Raw genomic sequence first — 16,922 nt, 5'->3', positions numbered from 1 at the left:
CGGACATGGCGCATGTGTCCCTTCCCGTTGCCGGCCGCCCGCAGGTACTGATCGAAGCCGAAGCGGGGGAGACGCTCGACCAGCTCGATCGCGAAACGATCGTCGATCTGTACCGCGCGCACGGCGCGCTGCTGCTGCGCGGGTTCGGCGCCGATGTCGCGGCGTTCCGCGGTTTCGCGAAGCGTTTCTGCCGGACCGCGGTGGTCAACGAAAGCCCCGGGCGCCGCCCGATCGACGAGGCGGCGAACATCCACACCGTCGACGGCGGGACGGGCGCGTTCGCGCTGCACCCCGAATTGTCGCGCGAGCCGTGGAAGCCGGACGCGGCGTTCTTCTGCTGCCTGTCGGCGCCCAGCCGCGGCGGGAAGACGACGATCTGCGACGGCGTCGCGCTGGTGCGCGAAATGCCGGCCGCGGTGCGTGAGGCGCTGGCGCCGCGACGGCTGTTGTACATCAAGCCGACCTGGCCGGCGCTGCTGGACTATTGGCTGGGCACGCCGACGCCGGACGACGCGCGGCTGGCGGCACCCCCGCCCGAATGCCCGTATTTCTTCCGGCGGCTGCCCAACGGGATGATCGTGCGCGCCTTCACCCGCCCGGCGCTGCACCGGCCGATGTTCACCGATGCGCCGGCGTTCGGCAATTTCCTGCTGTTTGCGCGGTTCAACAACGGGCGACCCGATCACCCCGTTCTCGACGACGGCCATCCGGTGCCCGAGGCCTGGCTTCAGGCGATCAAGGCGGCGGGCGATCGGCTGGCGGTGCCGGTCGAATGGCGCAATGGCGACGTTGTGATGCTCGACAACACCCGTTTCCTGCACGGGCGCACCGCGATCGTCGATCCGGGCGAGCGGTTGATCGCGACCTATTTCGGCTATGTCGACTTCGCGATCCCCGATCCGGAGGAGCCGCGCGACGCGATCTGGCGGCGCGAGGATTTCGCCCCGCCGCTGCCGCCCGACCATCCGCGCCTGCGCGAACAGGCAGGCAGCGGCGCCTAGAACAGCCCCGCCACCTCATCCTTCGTCAGCTCGATCCCGAACATCAGGCCCAGCCGCATCCGGTAGACGCGCGGATCGGTGATCTCCCCCTCAGCGGTCGTGTCGGCGGCGCGGCGGCGATAGGTGCGGTCGGTCAGGCTGGCGAAGCCGTGCGGCAGGACGATGCTGACCACATTGTGCCGGGTGAAGCGGCTGGTGGGGGCGGTGGCGGACCAGTGGTTGCCCATCGCCAGATCGCCGTCATGCACCATGTCCAGCGTGAAGCTGTATTGCGGTCGCCAGCCGTCGCCGGTGTCGCGCCCGTCGGTGGCTGCCGGGTCGCCGTCGCGCAGCAGCATCCAGCCGCCGTCGCCCGCGCGCGGATCGTCGCGCACCAGCCGGAAGCGCGCGCCGTCCGGTGCGGTCGCCTCCGCCCCGTCGGCGAGCGGGAGGACGGGGGTGTAGCTGCCGCCGAAGCCCGCGTCGGCGATCCAGCGCCCGCCGTCGATCGTCACCAGCGCCAGCGTGTGGGTCAGCGGCGGCACCGCCGTCGCGCCCAGCCACACGCGCGCCAGCAGCGGCCGCGCGTCGAACCCCAGCGCCGCCAGCGCATCGAGGAACAGGCGATTGTGTTCGAAGCAATAGCCGCCGCGCCGCGCCCCGACGAGCTTTGCCGCGACCGACGCGCTGTCGATCGCGATCGCGCGGCCCAGCCGCACGTCGAGGTTCTCGAATGGGATGCGCAGCCGGTGCTGCCATTGCAGGCGCGACAGGCCGGCGGCGTCGCGGGTCGGCAGTGCGGGCAATTCGATGCGGGCGATATAGGCGTCGAGGTCGAACATGGCGCCCGCGGTAGCCTGTTCGTCCGCCGATGAGAACCATCGCGGTTGACCGTGCCGCCATGCATCGCCATCCCGGCGTAAACCATTGAAGGAGGCGAGGATGAGCGACGTGACGGGTTTGGAACTGCGGTCGGCGGTGGATGCCGAAGGTCAGCTGACGCTCAGCCTGGAGGAAGTGACGCACGGTGCGCCCGCGGCGGACGAGGTGGTGGTGCGCGTCGAGGCGGCGCCGATCAATCCGTCGGATCTGGGGCTGCTGCTCGGCCCGGCGGACGTCGCGTCGCTGACCGCGTCGGGGACGGCGGAGCGCCCGGTGCTGACCTTCCAGGTGCCGCGCGAGCGGATGGGCGGGGTGCGCGCGCGCATCGGCCAGTCGCTGCCGGTCGGCAACGAGGGCGCGGGCACGGTGATCGCCGCGGGTGACGAGGCGCAGGCGCTGGTCGGGCGCAAGGTGGGGATGATGGGCGGCGCGATGTACGCCCAGTATCGCACGCTGAAGGCGCGCGACGTCGTGCCGCTGCCCGATGGCGCCAGTGCCGCGGATGGCGCGGCGATGTTCGTCAACCCGCTGACTGCGCTCGCCTTCGTCGAGACGATGCGGATGGAGGGGCACAAGGCGATCGTCCACACCGCCGCGGCGTCGAACCTGGGGCAGATGCTGCAGAAGATCTGCCTTAAGGACGGCGTGCCGCTGGTGAACATCGTGCGCAGCGACGCGCAGGAGAAGATCCTGCGCGATATCGGCGCGACCCATGTTCTCAACAGCAAGGCGGAGGATTTCCGCACGCGGCTGGTCGACGCGATCGTCGAGACCGGCGCGACGATCGCGTTCGACGCGATCGGCGGCGGATCGCTGGGTAGCGACATCATGCAGGCGATGGAGCAGGCCGCCAACCGCACGATGACCGAATACAGCCGCTACGGATCGAACACGTTCAAGCAGCTGTACATCTACGGCGCGCTCGATCTGGCGCCGACGACGCTCAACCGGCTGGCGTTCGGCTTTCAGTGGAGCGTGTCCGGCTTCCTGCTGACGCCGTTCATGCAGAAGGCCGGGCGCGAGGTGGTGGGGCGGATGCGCCAGCGCGTCATCGACGAGCTGACCACGACGTTCGCCAGCGGCTATACCGCGACGATCGGGCTGGCCGAGGCGCTGAACCCCGACGTGCTGCGCGCCTATGAAAAGAAGGCGACCGGCGAGAAGTATCTGATCGACCCGACGCGCTGACGGCTGCGTCCCGGCGGTCAGCGCAGCGCGCGGGCCGCCGGGGTATCGAGACAGCGCAGCATCGCCGCGCGCGTCATCATCGGCCGCGCGGCGGGGGCGCGATAGACCGGAACATCCTGCGCCACGCCGATCGGGGCGGGGGAAAAGCCGGCGTTGCCCGCGCAGGCATTGGCAAGCGCCAGCAGCGCCGGGGGCGTACGATAGGCCTCATAGCTCAGCCGGAACGTGCCCCAGTGAATCGGCAGCGCGTGCGCGGCGCCCAGCCGCTGGTCGACCAGTGCGGCATCGGCGGGGCCGATATGCGCGCCAGACGCCATCTGGCCGGGCGCGAAGCGGAACGCGCCGATCGGGATCATCGCGAAGCGGATCGGGCCGAGCGCGGCGGCCTCACGCGGCCAGTTGCCGTCGCCGAAGCCGGTGTCGCCCGCGAAGAAGATATTGCCCCCCGACGGCAGCGTCACGACGAAGCTGGACCACAACGCCCGGTTGCGATCCGCGAACCAGCGGCTGCCCCAATGATGGTTGCGGGTCACCGCGACCGTGATGCCCGGCCGGAGCGCAAGCCGTCGCCCCCAGTCGAGCGCCACCGCCCGTGCCCCGCTCTGTGCGATCACGCCGTCATTGCCCAGGCTGGTGACGATCGTCGGCCGGTCGCGCTGCCACAGGCGGCGCAGCGTCGCGAGTTCGAGGTGATCGTAATGGTTGTGGCTGACCAGCACGACGTCGATGCGCGGCAGGTCGTCGAAGGTGATACCGGGCGCCGCGACGCGGCGCGGCCCCAGCCCGAACGGGCCGGCGCGATCGCCGAAGACGGGATCGGTGAGGATGTTCAGCCCCTGCGTCTGGATCAGCACGGTGGCATGGCCGATCCAGGTGACGCGCATCCGGTCGCCGGCGACGCGGGCGGCCGGACGGCTGGTGCGGACCGGAACGCGATCGGGCCATGCCGGCCGTCCGTCGCTGCCGGTCAGGTAGCTCCACACGAACCCGCGGCGGCCGGTCTTCCCCGGCGGACGCAACGTGTCGTCGTCGCCATCGGGGTTGAAGAAACGTGCGCCGTCGAAATGCGCGCTTGCCGGCCCTTCGTAATAGATGCGGTCCAGAAAGCGCGGGACGATCGTGATCGCCAGACCGCCGGCGACGACCAGCGCCAGCAATGCCGTGCCGATGATCCGCAACACCCGCATCATGCGCGTTCCATGACCGTCATTGCAGCAGTTCGTCGCGCACGCGGATCGCGTGGATCGACAGCCGCACCTCCACCAGGAAGGCGACGAAGGCGGCGATCAGCAGCGACATCGCGGCGATGAAGCTGAACGCGACGATCTCTGCCAGCCGGTATCGCGTCAGCGCACCGACGAACAGCATCGCGACCACCGCACAGGTCGCGACCGCGCTGGCCACCGCCAGCGCCAGCGCGCGGTTGATGACCGCCATGCGCCGTGCCAGCAGCCGCAGTTCCTGCACCACCGGGGTGCGATCGCCGTCCGCCAGTGCGCCGTGGCGATCCTCGAGCTGGCGGGCGCGATCGACGACGCGCGCCAGCCGCCCGGTCAGGACGTTGAGCAGGGCGCCGATCCCGGTCAGCATGAAGACCGGGCTGACCGAGGCGTGGATCGCCTCGACGATCGTGGGGAGGGCGGGGCTATAGTCCATGGCGTATCCTTCCTGCCGCGCGCGGCGGCTGCGCACAACCGGTTGGTAACGGCCTCGCGCTAGGTGCGGTGGCATGACCAATGCCGCGTGGCCGACCGATGATCTGAACGCCGCGCCCGGTCGCGCGGTGGCGACGTGCGTCGCGGGTTTGCCCGACACGATCGACGCAGTGGCCGCCGCGGCGCCCGACACGCACCGCTTCCTGCGTCGTCAATGGTTTGCCGCTGCGGTGGACGCCTACGGCGGACCAGCGCGCACGATCGTGGCGACGCAGGGCGGGGCCGCCATGCTCGCCATCCCGATCGTCGCGGCGGGACCGCGCTGGGCCGGCATCGGCGCGGTGCCGGGATGCTATTGGCCGTTCCGCAGCATCCCCGTCGCCGCGACAGCCAGCGCGGAGGCGGTGGATGCTGCGCTGGGTGCGCTGGCGTGGACGGTACGGGCGCTGCGAATCGGGCCGGTCTATGACGGCGATCCGGGGCTGGAACGGTTGCTGGCGCGGGCGCGCGCCGCCGGCTGGGGCGTGGTGACGCGGCCGGTGGCGGACAGCTTCCTGCTGGACATGGCGGCGGCGCGCGAGGAGGGGCAGTGGCCGCGCGGGTCGACCCTGCGCAAGAACCGTTTCCACGAAAAGCATCTCGCCGGTCACGGCACGCTCGACTGGCGGTTCGCCCGGAAGGACGACTGGCCGGCGGTGTTCGACGCCATGGCGATGGTGGAGGAGCGCAGCTGGATCGCGGACCGGACCGACGGCCGCGACGCCAAGTTCACCCGCACCGGCCATGGCGCGTTCTTCCGCGCGGCGGCGAGCGATCCGGTCATCGCCGCGATGTTCCATGCCGCCTTGCTGTACGTCGATGGCGCGCCCGCGGCCTTCTCGTTCGATCTTGATGCGGGTGCGACCAAATATGCGATCGCCAACAGCTACGACCCCGCCTTCGCGAAGCATTCGCCGGGCAAGCTGCTCTATTACCGCAACCTGATGGAGGCGATGGAGCGCGGGATCGAGCGGGTCGACTGGGGCGCAGGCGACAGCGGCTACAAGCGCGTGATCGGCGCGAGCGAGGGGCCGGCGATCCGCGACTGGCTGTTGCTGCGTCCCGGCCTTGTCGCGCGCTGCGCGCCGCTGGTGCGAAGCGCGCTCGCTGGTCGATAGCGTCAGGCCGTCGCCGGGTTGCGCAGGATCGCCTCCATCGCATCGATGATCCCGGTCAGCGCGTCCGGCCGGCTCCAGAAATGATGATCGCGATTGTCGGAGCGGTCGAGCGCCGCTTCGCGCGCGGCGACCAGCGTCTGCATCGCCAGCCCCGCGAACAGCACGCGCTGGTTGGCGAGCACGACCGGCAGCGGCGCGAGCAGCCGGCGGACGTGCTCGACGTAGCGGCGATAGCTGTCGGAATGTTCGGGCACCGTGTCGCGGAACAGTTCGCGCCGCTCGTTCTGGACGTTCACGATGAAGCGGAAATAGGTTTCCTCCTCCCCCGTTTCGCCGCGCAACTCGACATTGGGCAGGACGATCGCGTCCACCAGATCGCGCAGCGTCATCGCCGCGCCCTTGCGCTCGGCGGCGTCGATCAGTTCCTTTCGCCGTGCCTCGATCAAATCCGCGCCGTCGATCAGCAGTTCGCGCAGCAGGTCGTCCTTGCTGCCGAAATAATAATGGACCGCGGCGGCGTTGCGCTGCCCCGCGGCCTCGACCACCTCGCGCATGCCCACCGCCGCGATGCCGCGTTCGGCGAACAGCCGCCGCGCGGCGCGCTTCAGCTCGTTGCGGGTCGCACCGCCGCGGGTGGCGGGGGAGGAGGGACGGGGCGCGGTCATAGCCGTTCAGCATCGGCGAAATCCCGCGCCCCGGCAAGCATCCGCGATCAGGATGCGGCGGGATAACCCTCGTTCTTCAGCAGGCGGGCAAGATGCGCGGCGTTGGTGGCCAGCATCGCAGCGGTCTTCGACACCTTCTCGGGGGTTTCGGGCAGATCCTTGAAATCGGTCGAGCCATAGGCCTCGCCCACCCAATATACCGCACCCATCGCGGGGATGGTGAAGCCGACGTCGTTGAGCGCCTGGAACATCTGCGCGCTGGAGATATGCGCGCCGTCCTCGTTCCCGACGATCGCACACACCGCGACCTTGCCGTAGCTGGGCAGACGTCCTTCGTCGTCGGTTTCGCTGAGGAAGGCGTCCATCCGCTCCATCACGCGCTTGGCGACGCTGCCGAGCTGTCCCATCCAGATCGGGCCGCCGAGGATCAGGATGTCGGCGTCCATAATCCGGCGGCGCACCTCGGGCCATTCGTCGCCGTCGCCTTCGTCGCTGGTGACGCCCGGCTTGATGTTCATCGCGGCGATCCGCACGGGCGCGTCAGTGGTGACACCGTGCTGCGCCAGGGCGTCGGTGACCACCTGCAGCATCGCATCGGTCGACGACGTGGCGCCGGGATCGGCCTTGAGCGAACAATTGAGGGCAAGCGCACGCAATGTCATGGGAAACTCCCGTGTGAGGAGCCGCGACAACGCGCCGATCGCCGCTTCTGTCCGTGCGTCAGCGCCGCTCCGCTGCCAGCCGGCTGATGAGGATCGCGCTGCGCAGTCCCTGGCGCTGGATGCTGGGCAGGTCGACCCATTCGCCATCGGCGTGTGCGCCGCCGCCCGCCGCGCCCATCCCGCCGATCGTGTCCGCATCGGCGGCGACGAAGCTGGAGTCGGCCGCGCCGCGCTTCGCCGGATCATATTCGGGCATGGCGGGCAGCCCCAGGTCGCGGTTGACCGCGTTGAGCCGCGCCAGCAGCGCGCGATTGCCCGCGGTCGGCGCCATCGGCGGATAGCCTTCGTTGAACGTCAGGGTGGCGCCGGTGCGCGGCAGATGCTGCGCCACGATCGCCTGCATCTTCGCACGGGCCGCCGCCTCCTGCGCGGGCGTTAGCGCGCGAAGGTCGCCGCGCGCCACCGCGCGTTCGGCGACGATATTGGTCTTGCCCGATGCGGTGGCGGTGAAGCTGTCGCCGACGAAGCCGGCCGGCGTCCCGCCCGCCAGCACGCCGACATTGGCGGTCAGGTTGGCCTCAGGCAGTTCGCGGCGGAACCCGTCGAGGATGCGCGCCAGCTCGTAATTGGCGCCATAGCCCAGTTCCGCGCCGAACACCCCGCCCGAATGGCCGGGAACGCCGGTGGTCACCAGTTCCCAGTCGCTGGCGCCGCGCCGGGCGACCGTCCCCGCGTCACCGTCCGGGGTGACTGCCAGCCCTTCATATTCCAGCGCGACATCGGCCCATTTGCCCGCCGCGACCAGATCGGCGCGCGACCGCGACAGCGGCTTGCCGCTGCGTTCCTCGTCCCCGGTCAGCACCACCATGACGTCCGCGCCCTTCAGCGTGCCGGCCGCCTGCATCGCGCGCAGTGCCGCGACGATCACCACCATGCCGCCCTTGTCGTCGCCCACGCCCGGGCCGATCGCGCGCGTGCCGTCGCGGCGAAAGCCGGTGAAGCGGCTGTCGGGTTCGAACACCGTGTCGAGATGCCCGATCAGCAGCACGCGACGACCGCGGCCGTCGCCCTTGTGGGTGGCGATCAGATGCCCGGCGCGGCCGGTGTCCTTCATGTCGACCCAGCGGACGTCGAACCCCAGCGGCGCCAGTTCGGCGCGCATCATCTCCCCCACCTTCGTCACGCCGGACAGGTTGAGCGTGCCCGAATTCTGGAGCACCAGCCGTTCCAGCAGCGCCTCGTTCCGCGTGGCGTCGGCGGCGATCGCGGCCTTCATCCGCGCCTCCGCCGGGGAAAGGCCGGCGGCGACGCCGGGCGTGGCGAGACAGGCGGCAAGAAGCGCGGCGGGGGCGAGGAAGCGGCTCATCCGGCATGCGTAGCGCGCCGCGCCCGTGACGCCAATGTAATGATATGTTTCGGCTTGTCGCGATGCGGTTGCGGCCCGGGCGGGCCGGCATATGTCGAAGGGGCCACCGGGCAGGATGGCTCGGGGCACCGCAGAAGGAGAATGCTCATGAGCTTCATCATCGCTGCCGGGCTGCTGCTCGGCTCCCCGCTCGCCCCCGAAACGCATCAGGTGCAGATGGATCATCGCGGCCAGCGCGTCGACGTGACCTATCGCAGCGACGTGGCGGTCCAGCATCGCCAGGTCGGCACCGCCGGCGCGCCGGGCCGCCCGTCGTCGCTGCGCTGCACCTGGACGGCGTCGGTGGACGTCCACCGTGAGGCGCGTCACGCCGCCGGCCATGTCCTGACGCGCCGTATCAGCGCCGACGCACCGATCAGCGGCACGCGCCCCGGCTGGTGCGATGCCCAGCGCGGCGCGATCGCGCAGGAGATCGCGGCGAAGAGCGGCGCGGTGCGCGACCATCTGCTGGCGGTCGCCGAGCGCGATCAGGCCGCGATGCTGGCCGAACTGGATGCCGCGCACGATCGCACGCGCGGTTGAGGATGCGGTTTCGCATGATGGTGGCTGCCGCGCTGTCGGGCGCGGCGGCATGGCCGGCGGCGGCGCAGGTGTCACCGCACGCCGGCGTCGAGATCGCAACGGACGAACGGCGGCGCGGGATCAGCTGGAGCGACGGACGGGCCGCACCCGCCGCTTGGGCGCGGGTGGATCTGCCCGCCGGGTTCGATGTCGGCGTCCGCGCGCTGGCGACGCGCGGCGATCCGCGGCACGGCGGCGCCGAAGCGGTGGTGGAACCCACGCTGGGATACAGCCGCGACGCGGGCCCGATCCGCCTGGACCTGTTCGGAACGGCGCATCTGTTCACCGGCGGCGCGGGGGCGCTCGATTATGTCGAGGGGGGTGCCGATGCCAGCTACTCGCTGGGACCGGCGCAGGTTTCGGCGGAGGCGCGGTACGCTCCGGCGCAGACCGCGATCGGGGGCGACAACCTGTACCTCTCGCTGCGGGGACGCGTGGGCATTCCGGCAACCCCGGTGACGATGACCGCCGCGGTGGGGCGGTCGAGCGGGACGGTGGACGATCCGATACGCGCGGCACGTTTACGGCCGGCAGGGCGCTACGCCGACTGGTCGCTGGGCGCGCAATATGTCGTGGGGCCGTTGACGCTGGCGCTGGAATATACCGGCACAGATATCGACGATGGCGGTGTCGCCGCATCGCCTTTTGCCGCTCTACGGCATGCCGGGGATCGACTGGCGGCGAGCGTGGGCGTCAGTTTCTAACAATGAGAAGGGGCGGCTTCCGATCCGGAAGCCGCCCGTTCATCGTCAGAAGCGGAACGCCGCCGTGGCGCGCAGGCTGTGCCAGCGGAACTGCTGGTCCGACCGGCGCAGGTCGGTGCCGTTCACCGTCCCGCCGTTCGCCGCATTGGTAAACGGGGTGCCGGCCGGGCCGCCGACGCGGACGCGATAATCGTCGTCGCGATACTGGTGATAGAGATATTCCATCCCGATCGAGAAGTGGTCGCCGAACCGCTGCTCGATGCCGCCGCCGCCCTGGATACCGAACTGGTTGCGATCACCACGCCCGGTGAAGGTGTTGGCGGTGTTGGTGGTCGAAAACTCGCGGTTGATCCGCGCATAGCCCGGACCGAACGTGCCGTAGAACAGCGTCGAATTGTTCGGGGTGAAGCCGGCGCGCGCACGGATGCCCGCTTCCCAGGCGATGTCGCGGTACATGGTGTAGCTGGCCGGGGTGCCGGAGAAGGCGGTGACGCTGTCGTTGATCTCCGACTTGCCGAATTCACCGACCACGCCGACGACAAGCGCGCCCATCTGCTGGTCGATGCCGACGCGCCCATAATAGGCCCAGCTGTCGCGATCCTTGCGGCAGCCGTTGCCGCCGTTGTTCGGCCCTAGCGACCCGCTGACCCCGCCGCCGCAGAAGCCCGGGCCAAAGGCGTTGGCGCCGGCCGCGTTCAGCACGGTGTCGTTGAAATTGCCGTCGAGGTTGCGGTCGAACAGGATGCGCGAGCCGCCGTCGTTGGGCTGGACGTCGTACCCGCCGGCACCGCCGACATAGATGCCCGAGAAGCCCTTGCTGACCGACGGATCGCCGTTGCTCATTTCCTGCGCGAGCGCCGGGGTAGCGGTCAACAGCGCGGCGGCGGCCAGAAGATACGCCTTCATACGTCACAACTCCCTGAATATGCGCGCGGGCAACGACCACGGCTTGATCGAGGTTGCGTGACGAATGGTTGCTGGCGGTCGCTTGGGGTTTGCGCAGCGCCATCCTATAGCTGGCGCATGTCCGATCTGTTCGCCTCCGCCACCGCCGGTTCCCCCAGCTATGACGCTTCCTCGATCGAGGTGCTGGAGGGGCTGGAGCCGGTCCGCCGTCGCCCCGGCATGTATGTCGGCGGCACCGACGAGCGCGCGCTGCACCATCTGGCCGCCGAGGTGCTGGACAATGCGATGGACGAGGCGGTCGCCGGCCACGCCACGCGGATCGAGGTGACGCTGGAGCCGGGCAACCGGCTGACGATCGTCGACAACGGTCGCGGCATCCCGGTCGATCCGCACCCGAAGTTTCCCGACAAGTCGGCGCTGGAGGTGATCCTGTCGACGCTGCATTCCGGCGGCAAGTTCGCGGGGAAAGCCTATGCGACGTCGGGCGGCCTGCACGGCGTCGGCGTGTCGGTGGTCAACGCGCTGTCGTCCGACACCGTCGTGGAGGTCGCGCGCGAGCGGCAATTGTACCGCCAGCGGTTCGCGCGCGGGATCACGCAGGGGCCGCTGGAACATGTCGGCGCCGCGCCCAATCGCCGTGGCACCTCGGTCAGCTTCGTGCCGGATACCGAGATTTTCGGGCCGGAGCTGCACTTCAAGCCGGCGCGCCTCTACAAGCTGGCGCGGTCAAAGGCGTATCTGTTCGCGGGCGTCGAGATTCGCTGGAAATGCGCGCCCGAACTGGTGGAGGGCGCGGACACGCCGGCGGAGGCGGTGTTCCAGTTTCCGGGCGGTCTGGCCGATCACCTGCGCGAACAGGTGGGCGGGCGCGAATGCGCCACCGCCGATTTCTTCACCGGTCAACAGGATTTTGCGGATTCACAGGGCAAGGTGGAATGGGCGGTCGCCTGGCCGCTGTGGAGCGACGGCAGCTACAGCTGGTATTGCAACACCATCCCGACGCCCGACGGCGGCACCCACGAACAGGGGCTGCGCCAGGCGCTGGTGCGCGGGCTTCGCCAGTTCGGCGAGCTGGTGAACAACAAGAAGGCCAAGGAACTGACCGCCGACGACGTGATGGTCGGCAGCGAGTTGATGCTGAGCGTGTTCATCCGCGATCCGCAGTTCCAGAGCCAGACCAAGGACCGCCTGACATCGCCCGAGGCCGCCGGGCTGGTCGAAAAGGCGATGCGCGACCATTTCGACCATTGGCTGGGCCAGAACATGGAGCGCGGCAAGGCTTTGCTCGGCTATGTCATGGAGCGGATGGACGAGCGCCTGCGCCGCAAGGCCGAGCGTGAGGTGAAGCGCAAGACCGCCACCTCGTCGCGCAAGCTGCGGCTGCCGGGCAAGCTGACCGATTGCGCCGCGGACAGCCCCGAGGGCACCGAATTGTTCATCGTCGAGGGCGATTCGGCGGGCGGTTCCGCCAAGCAGGCGCGCGACCGCAAGACACAGGCGATCCTGCCGATCCGCGGCAAGATCCTGAACGTCGCCAGCGCGACCAGTGCCAAGATCCTCGCCAATCAGGAGATCGCCGACCTGATCCAGGCGCTGGGCTGCGGCACGCGCAAGGATTGCCAGCCGGATGCGCTGCGCTACGAACGGATCGTCATCATGACCGACGCCGACGTCGATGGCGCGCATATCGCCACGCTGCTGATGACGTTCTTCTTCCAGGAAATGCCCGAACTGGTGCGGCGCGGGCATCTATATCTGGCGCAACCGCCACTCTATCGGCTGACCGCGGGCGCCAAAAGCCTGTATGCGCGCGACGATGCGCATCGTGCCGAGCTGGAGCGCACCGCATTCAAGGGCAAGAAGGTGGAGGTCGCGCGCTTCAAGGGGCTGGGCGAGATGAACCCGCAGCAACTGCGCGAGACGACTATGGATCCGGCGAAGCGCAGCATGATCCGCATCACCCTGCCGCAGGAATATGAGGAGCGCGCCGGGGTCAAGGATCTGGTCGACCGGCTGATGGGGACCAACCCGGCGCACCGCTTCGCCTTCATCCAGGAAAATGCCGCGCGGCTGGACGAGGAGGCGATCGACGCATGAGGCGCCACCCGCGTGGCGACTGGTGGCTGGCGGCGGCGCTGGCGATGCTGGCCGGGTGCGTCGATGCGATCGGGTTCCTGCGCGCGGGCGGCATGTTCGTGTCGTTCATGAGCGGCAATACGACACGGATGGCGGTGGACGCGGTCGCGCGGGAGGCGGCGGCCTATACAGCCGCGGGGCTGATCCTGGGCTTTCTCGCGGGGGTCGTCGGCGGGGCGGTGATCGCGCAGGCGGCGGGGCGGTGGCAGCGGCCGGCGGTGATCGGGGCGACCGCGCTGCTGCTGGCGCTGGCGGCGGCGCTGTCCGCCTGGCCGCTGGCGGTGGTGTTGCTGGCGGTGGCGATGGGCGTGGTCAACGCCGTGTTCGAGCGCGGCGGGGAGGTGAGCATCGGCGTCACCTATATGACCGGGACGCTGGTCAAGCTGGGGCAGCATCTGTCGGCGGCACTGATGGGCACCGCGCCGCGCACGGCCTGGGTGCCCTATCTGTTGTTGTGGAGCGGGCTGGCCGCCGGCGCGGTGGCGGGCGCGGCGGCGTACGGGCGCTACGGCACGGCGGTGCTGTGGGCGGCGGCCGGCGCGGCGGCGCTGCTGGCGTTGGCGACGCTGCCCGGCGCGGCGGGGGCGCGGCGCGACGGATAGCACGCGCGAGTGGTGTTGTTCGCGACGGTCTTTGGCGGTATCAGGCTTGGCGGGCGGCCTCATATCGGGCCGCCCTTGTTCTTTCCGATGAGGAGAAGGCTGCCGTGTCGTCCGACGCAACCATTTCGCCGTTGATGCCCGTTTACCCGCGGTGCGGCGTGCGACCGGTGCGCGGCGAGGGCGTATATCTCTATGGCGAGGACGGGGCGCAGTATCTCGATTTCGCCAGCGGCATCGCGGTCAACGCGCTGGGCCATGGCCATCCGAAACTGGTGAAGGCGATCGCGGATCAGGCCGCGACGCTGATGCACGTCAGCAACCTGTACGGCAGTCCGCAGGGCGAACATTTCGCGCAGCGGCTGGTCGATGCCAGCTTCGCCGACACGGTGTTCTTCACCAATTCGGGCGCGGAAGCGGTCGAGTGCGCGATCAAGACCGCGCGCCGCTATCATTATGCCAACGGCCAGCCCGAACGGCATGACCTCATCACCTTCGACACCGCGTTCCACGGGCGGACGCTCGGCACCATTTCGGCCACCAACCAGGCGAAGATGCGCGACGGGTTCGAACCGCTGCTGCCGGGGTTCAAGTACGCGCAGTTCAACGACCTTGAGGGCGCGCTCGCGCTGATCGACGAGCATACCGCGGGCTTTCTGGTCGAACCGATCCAGGGCGAGGGCGGCATCCGCCCGGCGACCCCGGAGTTCCTGCAAGGGCTGCGCAAGGCGTGTGACGAGCATGGCCTGCTGCTGGTGCTGGACGAGGTGCAGGCCGGCTATGGCCGGACCGGCAAGCTGTTCGCGCATGAGCTGTACGGCGTCGTCCCCGACATCATCGCCGCGGCCAAGGGCATTGGCGGGGGCTTCCCGCTGGGCGCGTGCCTGGCCACGGCCGAGGCGGCGAAGGGAATGGTGTTCGGCACCCACGGCTCCACCTATGGCGGCAATCCGCTGGCGATGGCGGCGGGTGAGGCGGTGCTGGACGTGATCCTGGCGGACGGCTTCCTCGACAACGTGACCCGGATGGGCGAACGGCTGCGCGCCGCGCTGGAGCAGATGATCCCGAACCACGACCAGCTGTTCGCCGGCGTGCGCGGCCACGGCCTGATGCTGGGACTGAAGCTGACCAGCGACAGCCGCCGCTTCGTCGCGCATTGCCGCGATCACCACGGGTTGCTGCTGGTCGCGGCGGGCGAGAATGTCGTGCGCATCCTGCCGCCGCTGACCATCGACGAGACGCATATCGCCGAATGCGTCGAGAAGCTGAGCGCGGCCGCGCGGGTATACGTGCCCGTCGCCGACGATTGATGGCCTGTACCCCGCCGCGGCGGGGAGGGGGGATAAGATGCGCCACTTTCTGAATCTCACGGATGCCGGGCCGGACGCGATCGCGGCGATGCTGGACGATGCGCTGACCCGCAAGCAGGCACGCGCCGGCTGGCCGAAGGGGCGCGCCGATGCCGACGCGCCGCTCGCCGGCCATGTGCTGGCGATGATCTTCGAGAAGAATTCGACCCGCACGCGCGTCAGCTTCGACATGGCGATCCGCCAGCTGGGTGGCCAGTCGATCGTCATGGAGGCGGGGCAGATGCAGCTGGGCCGCGGGGAGACCGTGGCGGATACCGCGCGCGTCCTGTCGGCTTATGTCGACGCGATCATGATCCGCACCGACGACCATGCCAAGGTGGAGGAGATGGCGCATTATGCGACCGTCCCGGTCATCAACGGGCTGACCGACGCCTCGCACCCGTGCCAGATCATGGCGGACCTGCTGACGATCATCGAAGCCGGCAAGGCGCTGCCCGGGCTGAAGGTGGCATGGCTGGGCGACGGCAACAACGTGCTCGCCTCGATCGTCGAGGCGGCGGGGCTGATGCAGTTCGACGTCGTCGCCGCCTGTCCGCAGGGCTTCCAGCCGGAGGAGGAGGCGATCGTGCGCGGCAACGGGCGCGCGCGCGTCGTGTCCGACCCGCGTGAGGCGGTGGCGGGCGCGGACATCGTCGTCACCGATACGTGGATATCGATGGGGCAGGCGCATGCCGATACCAAGCTGCGCGCGATGATGCCGTATCAGGTCGATGCGGCGCTGATGGCGACGGCGAAGCCGGACGCGAAGTTCCTCCACTGCCTGCCCGCGCATCGCGGCGAGGAAGTGACGCCGGAAGTGATCGACGGCGCGCAGTCGCTGATCTGGGCGGAGGCGGAAAACCGCCTCCACGCGCAGAAATCGGTGCTGCGCTGGTGTTTCGGGCAGATCGGTTGATCGCGGGCGCCGTGCGCCCCAGATAGGCGTTACCCCGGCCGCTCCGTGCCGCAGAAGCTCCGGCCGCCGCCGGGGTGACGAAAGATATCATGACCGATCCCACTCTATCGCCCGCCGACGTCGACCGCGCGCTCGGCTTCACCATCACCCAGCGGCACGCGCGCGGGCGCATCGTGCGGCTTGGCCCGGTGCTCGACGAGATCCTCTCTGCGCATGCCTATCCCCCGGCGATCGAGAAGCTGCTGGCGGAGGCGCTGACGCTGACCGCGCTGATCGGCGCGACGCTCAAGGATCCCGCCGGGCAGCTGACGCTCCAGACCCAGACGCAGGAGGGCGTCGTCAGCCTGCTGGTGTGCGATTATCGCGGCGGCGACGTGCGCGGCTATGTGCAGTTCGATGCCGAGCGGCTGGCGCAGGCGCCGGGCGATCCGTCGCTGGCGGTGCTGTTCGGGCAGGGGTATCTGGCGATCACCTTCGACCTGGCCACCACCGGCGAGCGCTATCAGGGGATCGTTCCGCTCGACGGCGAGACGCTGGCCGAGGCGGCGCAAAGCTATTTCTACCAGTCCGAGCAGATCCCGACGCTGGTGCGCGCGGGAATGCGCAAGGACGATGCCGGACGGTGTGTCGCCGGTGGCCTGCTGATCCAGCATCTGCCCGAAGGTGAGGAGGGGCGCGAGCGCCTGCACACCAAGCTGGATCACCCGGAATGGGACCATGTCGAGGCGCTGGCGCGCACGATGGGCACCGACGAGCTGGCGGATCCCGCGATCCCGCTGGAGACGCTGATATGGCGGCTGTTCAACGAGGAAGCCGAGGTGCGCGTGCTCGCCGCGCAATCGCTGGCGAAGGGGTGCCGCTGCACGCTTGACCACATCCGGTCGGTGCTGGCGAAGTTTCCGGTGGAGGAGCGCATGGCGATGGCCGACGAAGACGGGGTCATCGCGGTGGATTGCGCATTCTGCTCCACGATCTTCCCGATGCGCGCCGAGGATCTGGCCGCTTAGCGGCTTCTTAACCGTTCGCGGTCTAGGTTAAGTCGTTGCCGCATGGCAATTTTCTCCCTTGCTTGCTTGACAGGCACACTGGCGGGCTGCCGTGATCGGCGGCCCGCTTTTTTGTGCGACGGTTGCGCG

17 protein-coding genes are annotated in these 16,922 nt (G+C 69.5%); 10 read left to right on the top strand and 7 right to left on the bottom strand.

Going from position 1 to position 16,922, the window contains the following annotated elements; translation table 11 throughout:
- Window positions 1–5 precede the first annotated feature (5 nt).
- Window positions 6–1,001, top strand: a complete 996-nt coding sequence (locus COA07_RS05960) for a TauD/TfdA family dioxygenase (RefSeq protein WP_066708013.1) — start codon at window positions 6–8, stop codon at window positions 999–1,001.
- Here the strand turns inward: COA07_RS05960 and COA07_RS05955 are convergent.
- Complete coding sequence (locus tag COA07_RS05955; protein WP_066708021.1) at window positions 998–1,822, bottom strand: arylamine N-acetyltransferase family protein; 825 nt, start codon at window positions 1,820–1,822, stop codon at window positions 998–1,000. The genes COA07_RS05960 and COA07_RS05955 overlap by 4 nt on opposite strands.
- Before the next feature lie 100 nt (window positions 1,823–1,922).
- Between COA07_RS05955 and COA07_RS05950 the strand changes: the two genes are divergently transcribed.
- The gene (locus COA07_RS05950) at window positions 1,923–3,050 is read left to right on the top strand and encodes a zinc-binding dehydrogenase (protein ID WP_066708024.1); all 1,128 of its coding nucleotides are present in this window, start codon (window positions 1,923–1,925) and stop codon (window positions 3,048–3,050) included.
- A gap of 17 nt (window positions 3,051–3,067) precedes the next feature.
- Here COA07_RS05950 and COA07_RS05945 read toward each other — a convergent pair whose 3' ends face one another.
- Together COA07_RS05945 and COA07_RS05940 are read right to left on the bottom strand one after the other, a co-directional pair.
- Complete coding sequence (locus COA07_RS05945) at window positions 3,068–4,240, bottom strand: MBL fold metallo-hydrolase (protein WP_066708027.1); 1,173 nt, start codon at window positions 4,238–4,240, stop codon at window positions 3,068–3,070.
- Between the two features lie 16 nt (window positions 4,241–4,256).
- Entirely contained in the window at window positions 4,257–4,706 is a 450-nt protein-coding gene (locus tag COA07_RS05940; protein ID WP_066708030.1) for a DUF2721 domain-containing protein, read from the bottom strand.
- Between the two features lie 73 nt (window positions 4,707–4,779).
- Between COA07_RS05940 and COA07_RS05935 the strand changes: the two genes are divergently transcribed.
- Window positions 4,780–5,862 (top strand): GNAT family N-acetyltransferase, encoded by a 1,083-nt coding sequence (locus tag COA07_RS05935; RefSeq protein ID WP_066708033.1) that lies wholly within the window; start codon window positions 4,780–4,782, stop codon window positions 5,860–5,862.
- 2 nt (window positions 5,863–5,864) lie between these two features.
- Here the strand turns inward: COA07_RS05935 and COA07_RS05930 are convergent, their stop codons facing one another.
- The 3 genes from COA07_RS05930 to COA07_RS05920 are packed head-to-tail and all read right to left on the bottom strand — an operon-like array spanning window position 5,865 to window position 8,555.
- On the bottom strand, window positions 5,865–6,527 hold the full coding sequence (locus COA07_RS05930; RefSeq protein WP_066708036.1) for a TetR/AcrR family transcriptional regulator: 663 nt from the start codon (window positions 6,525–6,527) through the stop codon (window positions 5,865–5,867).
- 47 nt (window positions 6,528–6,574) lie between these two features.
- On the bottom strand, window positions 6,575–7,189 hold the full coding sequence (locus tag COA07_RS05925) for a flavodoxin family protein (RefSeq protein WP_066708040.1): 615 nt from the start codon (window positions 7,187–7,189) through the stop codon (window positions 6,575–6,577).
- A gap of 58 nt (window positions 7,190–7,247) precedes the next feature.
- Window positions 7,248–8,555, bottom strand: a complete 1,308-nt coding sequence (locus COA07_RS05920) for a M20/M25/M40 family metallo-hydrolase (protein WP_066708043.1) — start codon at window positions 8,553–8,555, stop codon at window positions 7,248–7,250.
- 147 nt (window positions 8,556–8,702) lie between these two features.
- Here COA07_RS05920 and COA07_RS05915 point away from each other — a divergent pair, with 147 nt between their 5' ends.
- Complete coding sequence (locus COA07_RS05915) at window positions 8,703–9,137, top strand: hypothetical protein (protein ID WP_066708046.1); 435 nt, start codon at window positions 8,703–8,705, stop codon at window positions 9,135–9,137.
- 14 nt (window positions 9,138–9,151) lie between these two features.
- Complete coding sequence (locus COA07_RS05910) at window positions 9,152–9,880, top strand: TorF family putative porin (RefSeq protein WP_245842034.1); 729 nt, start codon at window positions 9,152–9,154, stop codon at window positions 9,878–9,880.
- 45 nt (window positions 9,881–9,925) lie between these two features.
- Here the strand turns inward: COA07_RS05910 and COA07_RS05905 are convergent, their stop codons facing one another.
- Complete coding sequence (locus COA07_RS05905) at window positions 9,926–10,786, bottom strand: outer membrane protein (RefSeq protein ID WP_066708052.1); 861 nt, start codon at window positions 10,784–10,786, stop codon at window positions 9,926–9,928.
- 117 nt (window positions 10,787–10,903) lie between these two features.
- Between COA07_RS05905 and parE the strand changes: the two genes are divergently transcribed.
- The 5 genes from parE to hslO all read left to right on the top strand — a co-directional run bounded on the left by parE (window position 10,904) and on the right by hslO (window position 16,793).
- On the top strand, window positions 10,904–12,883 hold the full coding sequence (parE, locus tag COA07_RS05900) for a DNA topoisomerase IV subunit B (protein WP_066708055.1): 1,980 nt from the start codon (window positions 10,904–10,906) through the stop codon (window positions 12,881–12,883).
- On the top strand, window positions 12,880–13,524 hold the full coding sequence (locus COA07_RS05895) for a YoaK family protein (RefSeq protein ID WP_096640604.1): 645 nt from the start codon (window positions 12,880–12,882) through the stop codon (window positions 13,522–13,524). Before parE ends, COA07_RS05895 begins: the two co-directional genes overlap by 4 nt.
- 122 nt (window positions 13,525–13,646) lie before the next feature.
- Complete coding sequence (locus tag COA07_RS05890; RefSeq protein ID WP_281254077.1) at window positions 13,647–14,831, top strand: aspartate aminotransferase family protein; 1,185 nt, start codon at window positions 13,647–13,649, stop codon at window positions 14,829–14,831.
- A gap of 37 nt (window positions 14,832–14,868) precedes the next feature.
- On the top strand, window positions 14,869–15,786 hold the full coding sequence (gene argF / locus COA07_RS05885) for an ornithine carbamoyltransferase (RefSeq protein ID WP_066711364.1): 918 nt from the start codon (window positions 14,869–14,871) through the stop codon (window positions 15,784–15,786).
- An 89-nt stretch (window positions 15,787–15,875) separates the two neighbouring features.
- On the top strand, window positions 15,876–16,793 hold the full coding sequence (gene hslO, locus COA07_RS05880; protein ID WP_066711365.1) for an Hsp33 family molecular chaperone HslO: 918 nt from the start codon (window positions 15,876–15,878) through the stop codon (window positions 16,791–16,793).
- Window positions 16,794–16,922 lie beyond the last annotated feature (129 nt).

Source organism: Sphingomonas adhaesiva, from assembly GCF_002374855.1.
Taxonomy (GTDB): Bacteria; Pseudomonadota; Alphaproteobacteria; order Sphingomonadales; family Sphingomonadaceae; genus Sphingomonas; species Sphingomonas adhaesiva.
The sequence above is the reverse complement of the archived record's forward strand: the minus strand, read 5'-3'. Positions and strand labels throughout refer to the sequence as shown.

Bases quoted from the DNA above. Each gene is read 5' to 3' on its own strand.
- COA07_RS05960 (WP_066708013.1), top strand. From the start codon at position 6: ATGGCGCATGTGTCCCTTCCCGTTGCCGGCCGCCCGCAGGTACTGATC.
- COA07_RS05955 (WP_066708021.1), bottom strand. From the start codon at position 1,822: ATGTTCGACCTCGACGCCTATATCGCCCGCATCGAATTGCCCGCACTG.
- COA07_RS05950 (WP_066708024.1), top strand. From the start codon at position 1,923: ATGAGCGACGTGACGGGTTTGGAACTGCGGTCGGCGGTGGATGCCGAA.
- COA07_RS05945 (WP_066708027.1), bottom strand. From the start codon at position 4,240: ATGATGCGGGTGTTGCGGATCATCGGCACGGCATTGCTGGCGCTGGTC.
- COA07_RS05940 (WP_066708030.1), bottom strand. From the start codon at position 4,706: ATGGACTATAGCCCCGCCCTCCCCACGATCGTCGAGGCGATCCACGCC.
- COA07_RS05935 (WP_066708033.1), top strand. From the start codon at position 4,780: ATGACCAATGCCGCGTGGCCGACCGATGATCTGAACGCCGCGCCCGGT.
- COA07_RS05930 (WP_066708036.1), bottom strand. From the start codon at position 6,527: ATGACCGCGCCCCGTCCCTCCTCCCCCGCCACCCGCGGCGGTGCGACC.
- COA07_RS05925 (WP_066708040.1), bottom strand. From the start codon at position 7,189: ATGACATTGCGTGCGCTTGCCCTCAATTGTTCGCTCAAGGCCGATCCC.
- COA07_RS05920 (WP_066708043.1), bottom strand. From the start codon at position 8,555: ATGAGCCGCTTCCTCGCCCCCGCCGCGCTTCTTGCCGCCTGTCTCGCC.
- COA07_RS05915 (WP_066708046.1), top strand. From the start codon at position 8,703: ATGAGCTTCATCATCGCTGCCGGGCTGCTGCTCGGCTCCCCGCTCGCC.
- COA07_RS05910 (WP_245842034.1), top strand. From the start codon at position 9,152: ATGATGGTGGCTGCCGCGCTGTCGGGCGCGGCGGCATGGCCGGCGGCG.
- COA07_RS05905 (WP_066708052.1), bottom strand. From the start codon at position 10,786: ATGAAGGCGTATCTTCTGGCCGCCGCCGCGCTGTTGACCGCTACCCCG.
- parE (WP_066708055.1), top strand. From the start codon at position 10,904: ATGTCCGATCTGTTCGCCTCCGCCACCGCCGGTTCCCCCAGCTATGAC.
- COA07_RS05895 (WP_096640604.1), top strand. From the start codon at position 12,880: ATGAGGCGCCACCCGCGTGGCGACTGGTGGCTGGCGGCGGCGCTGGCG.
- argF (WP_066711364.1), top strand. From the start codon at position 14,869: ATGCGCCACTTTCTGAATCTCACGGATGCCGGGCCGGACGCGATCGCG.
- hslO (WP_066711365.1), top strand. From the start codon at position 15,876: ATGACCGATCCCACTCTATCGCCCGCCGACGTCGACCGCGCGCTCGGC.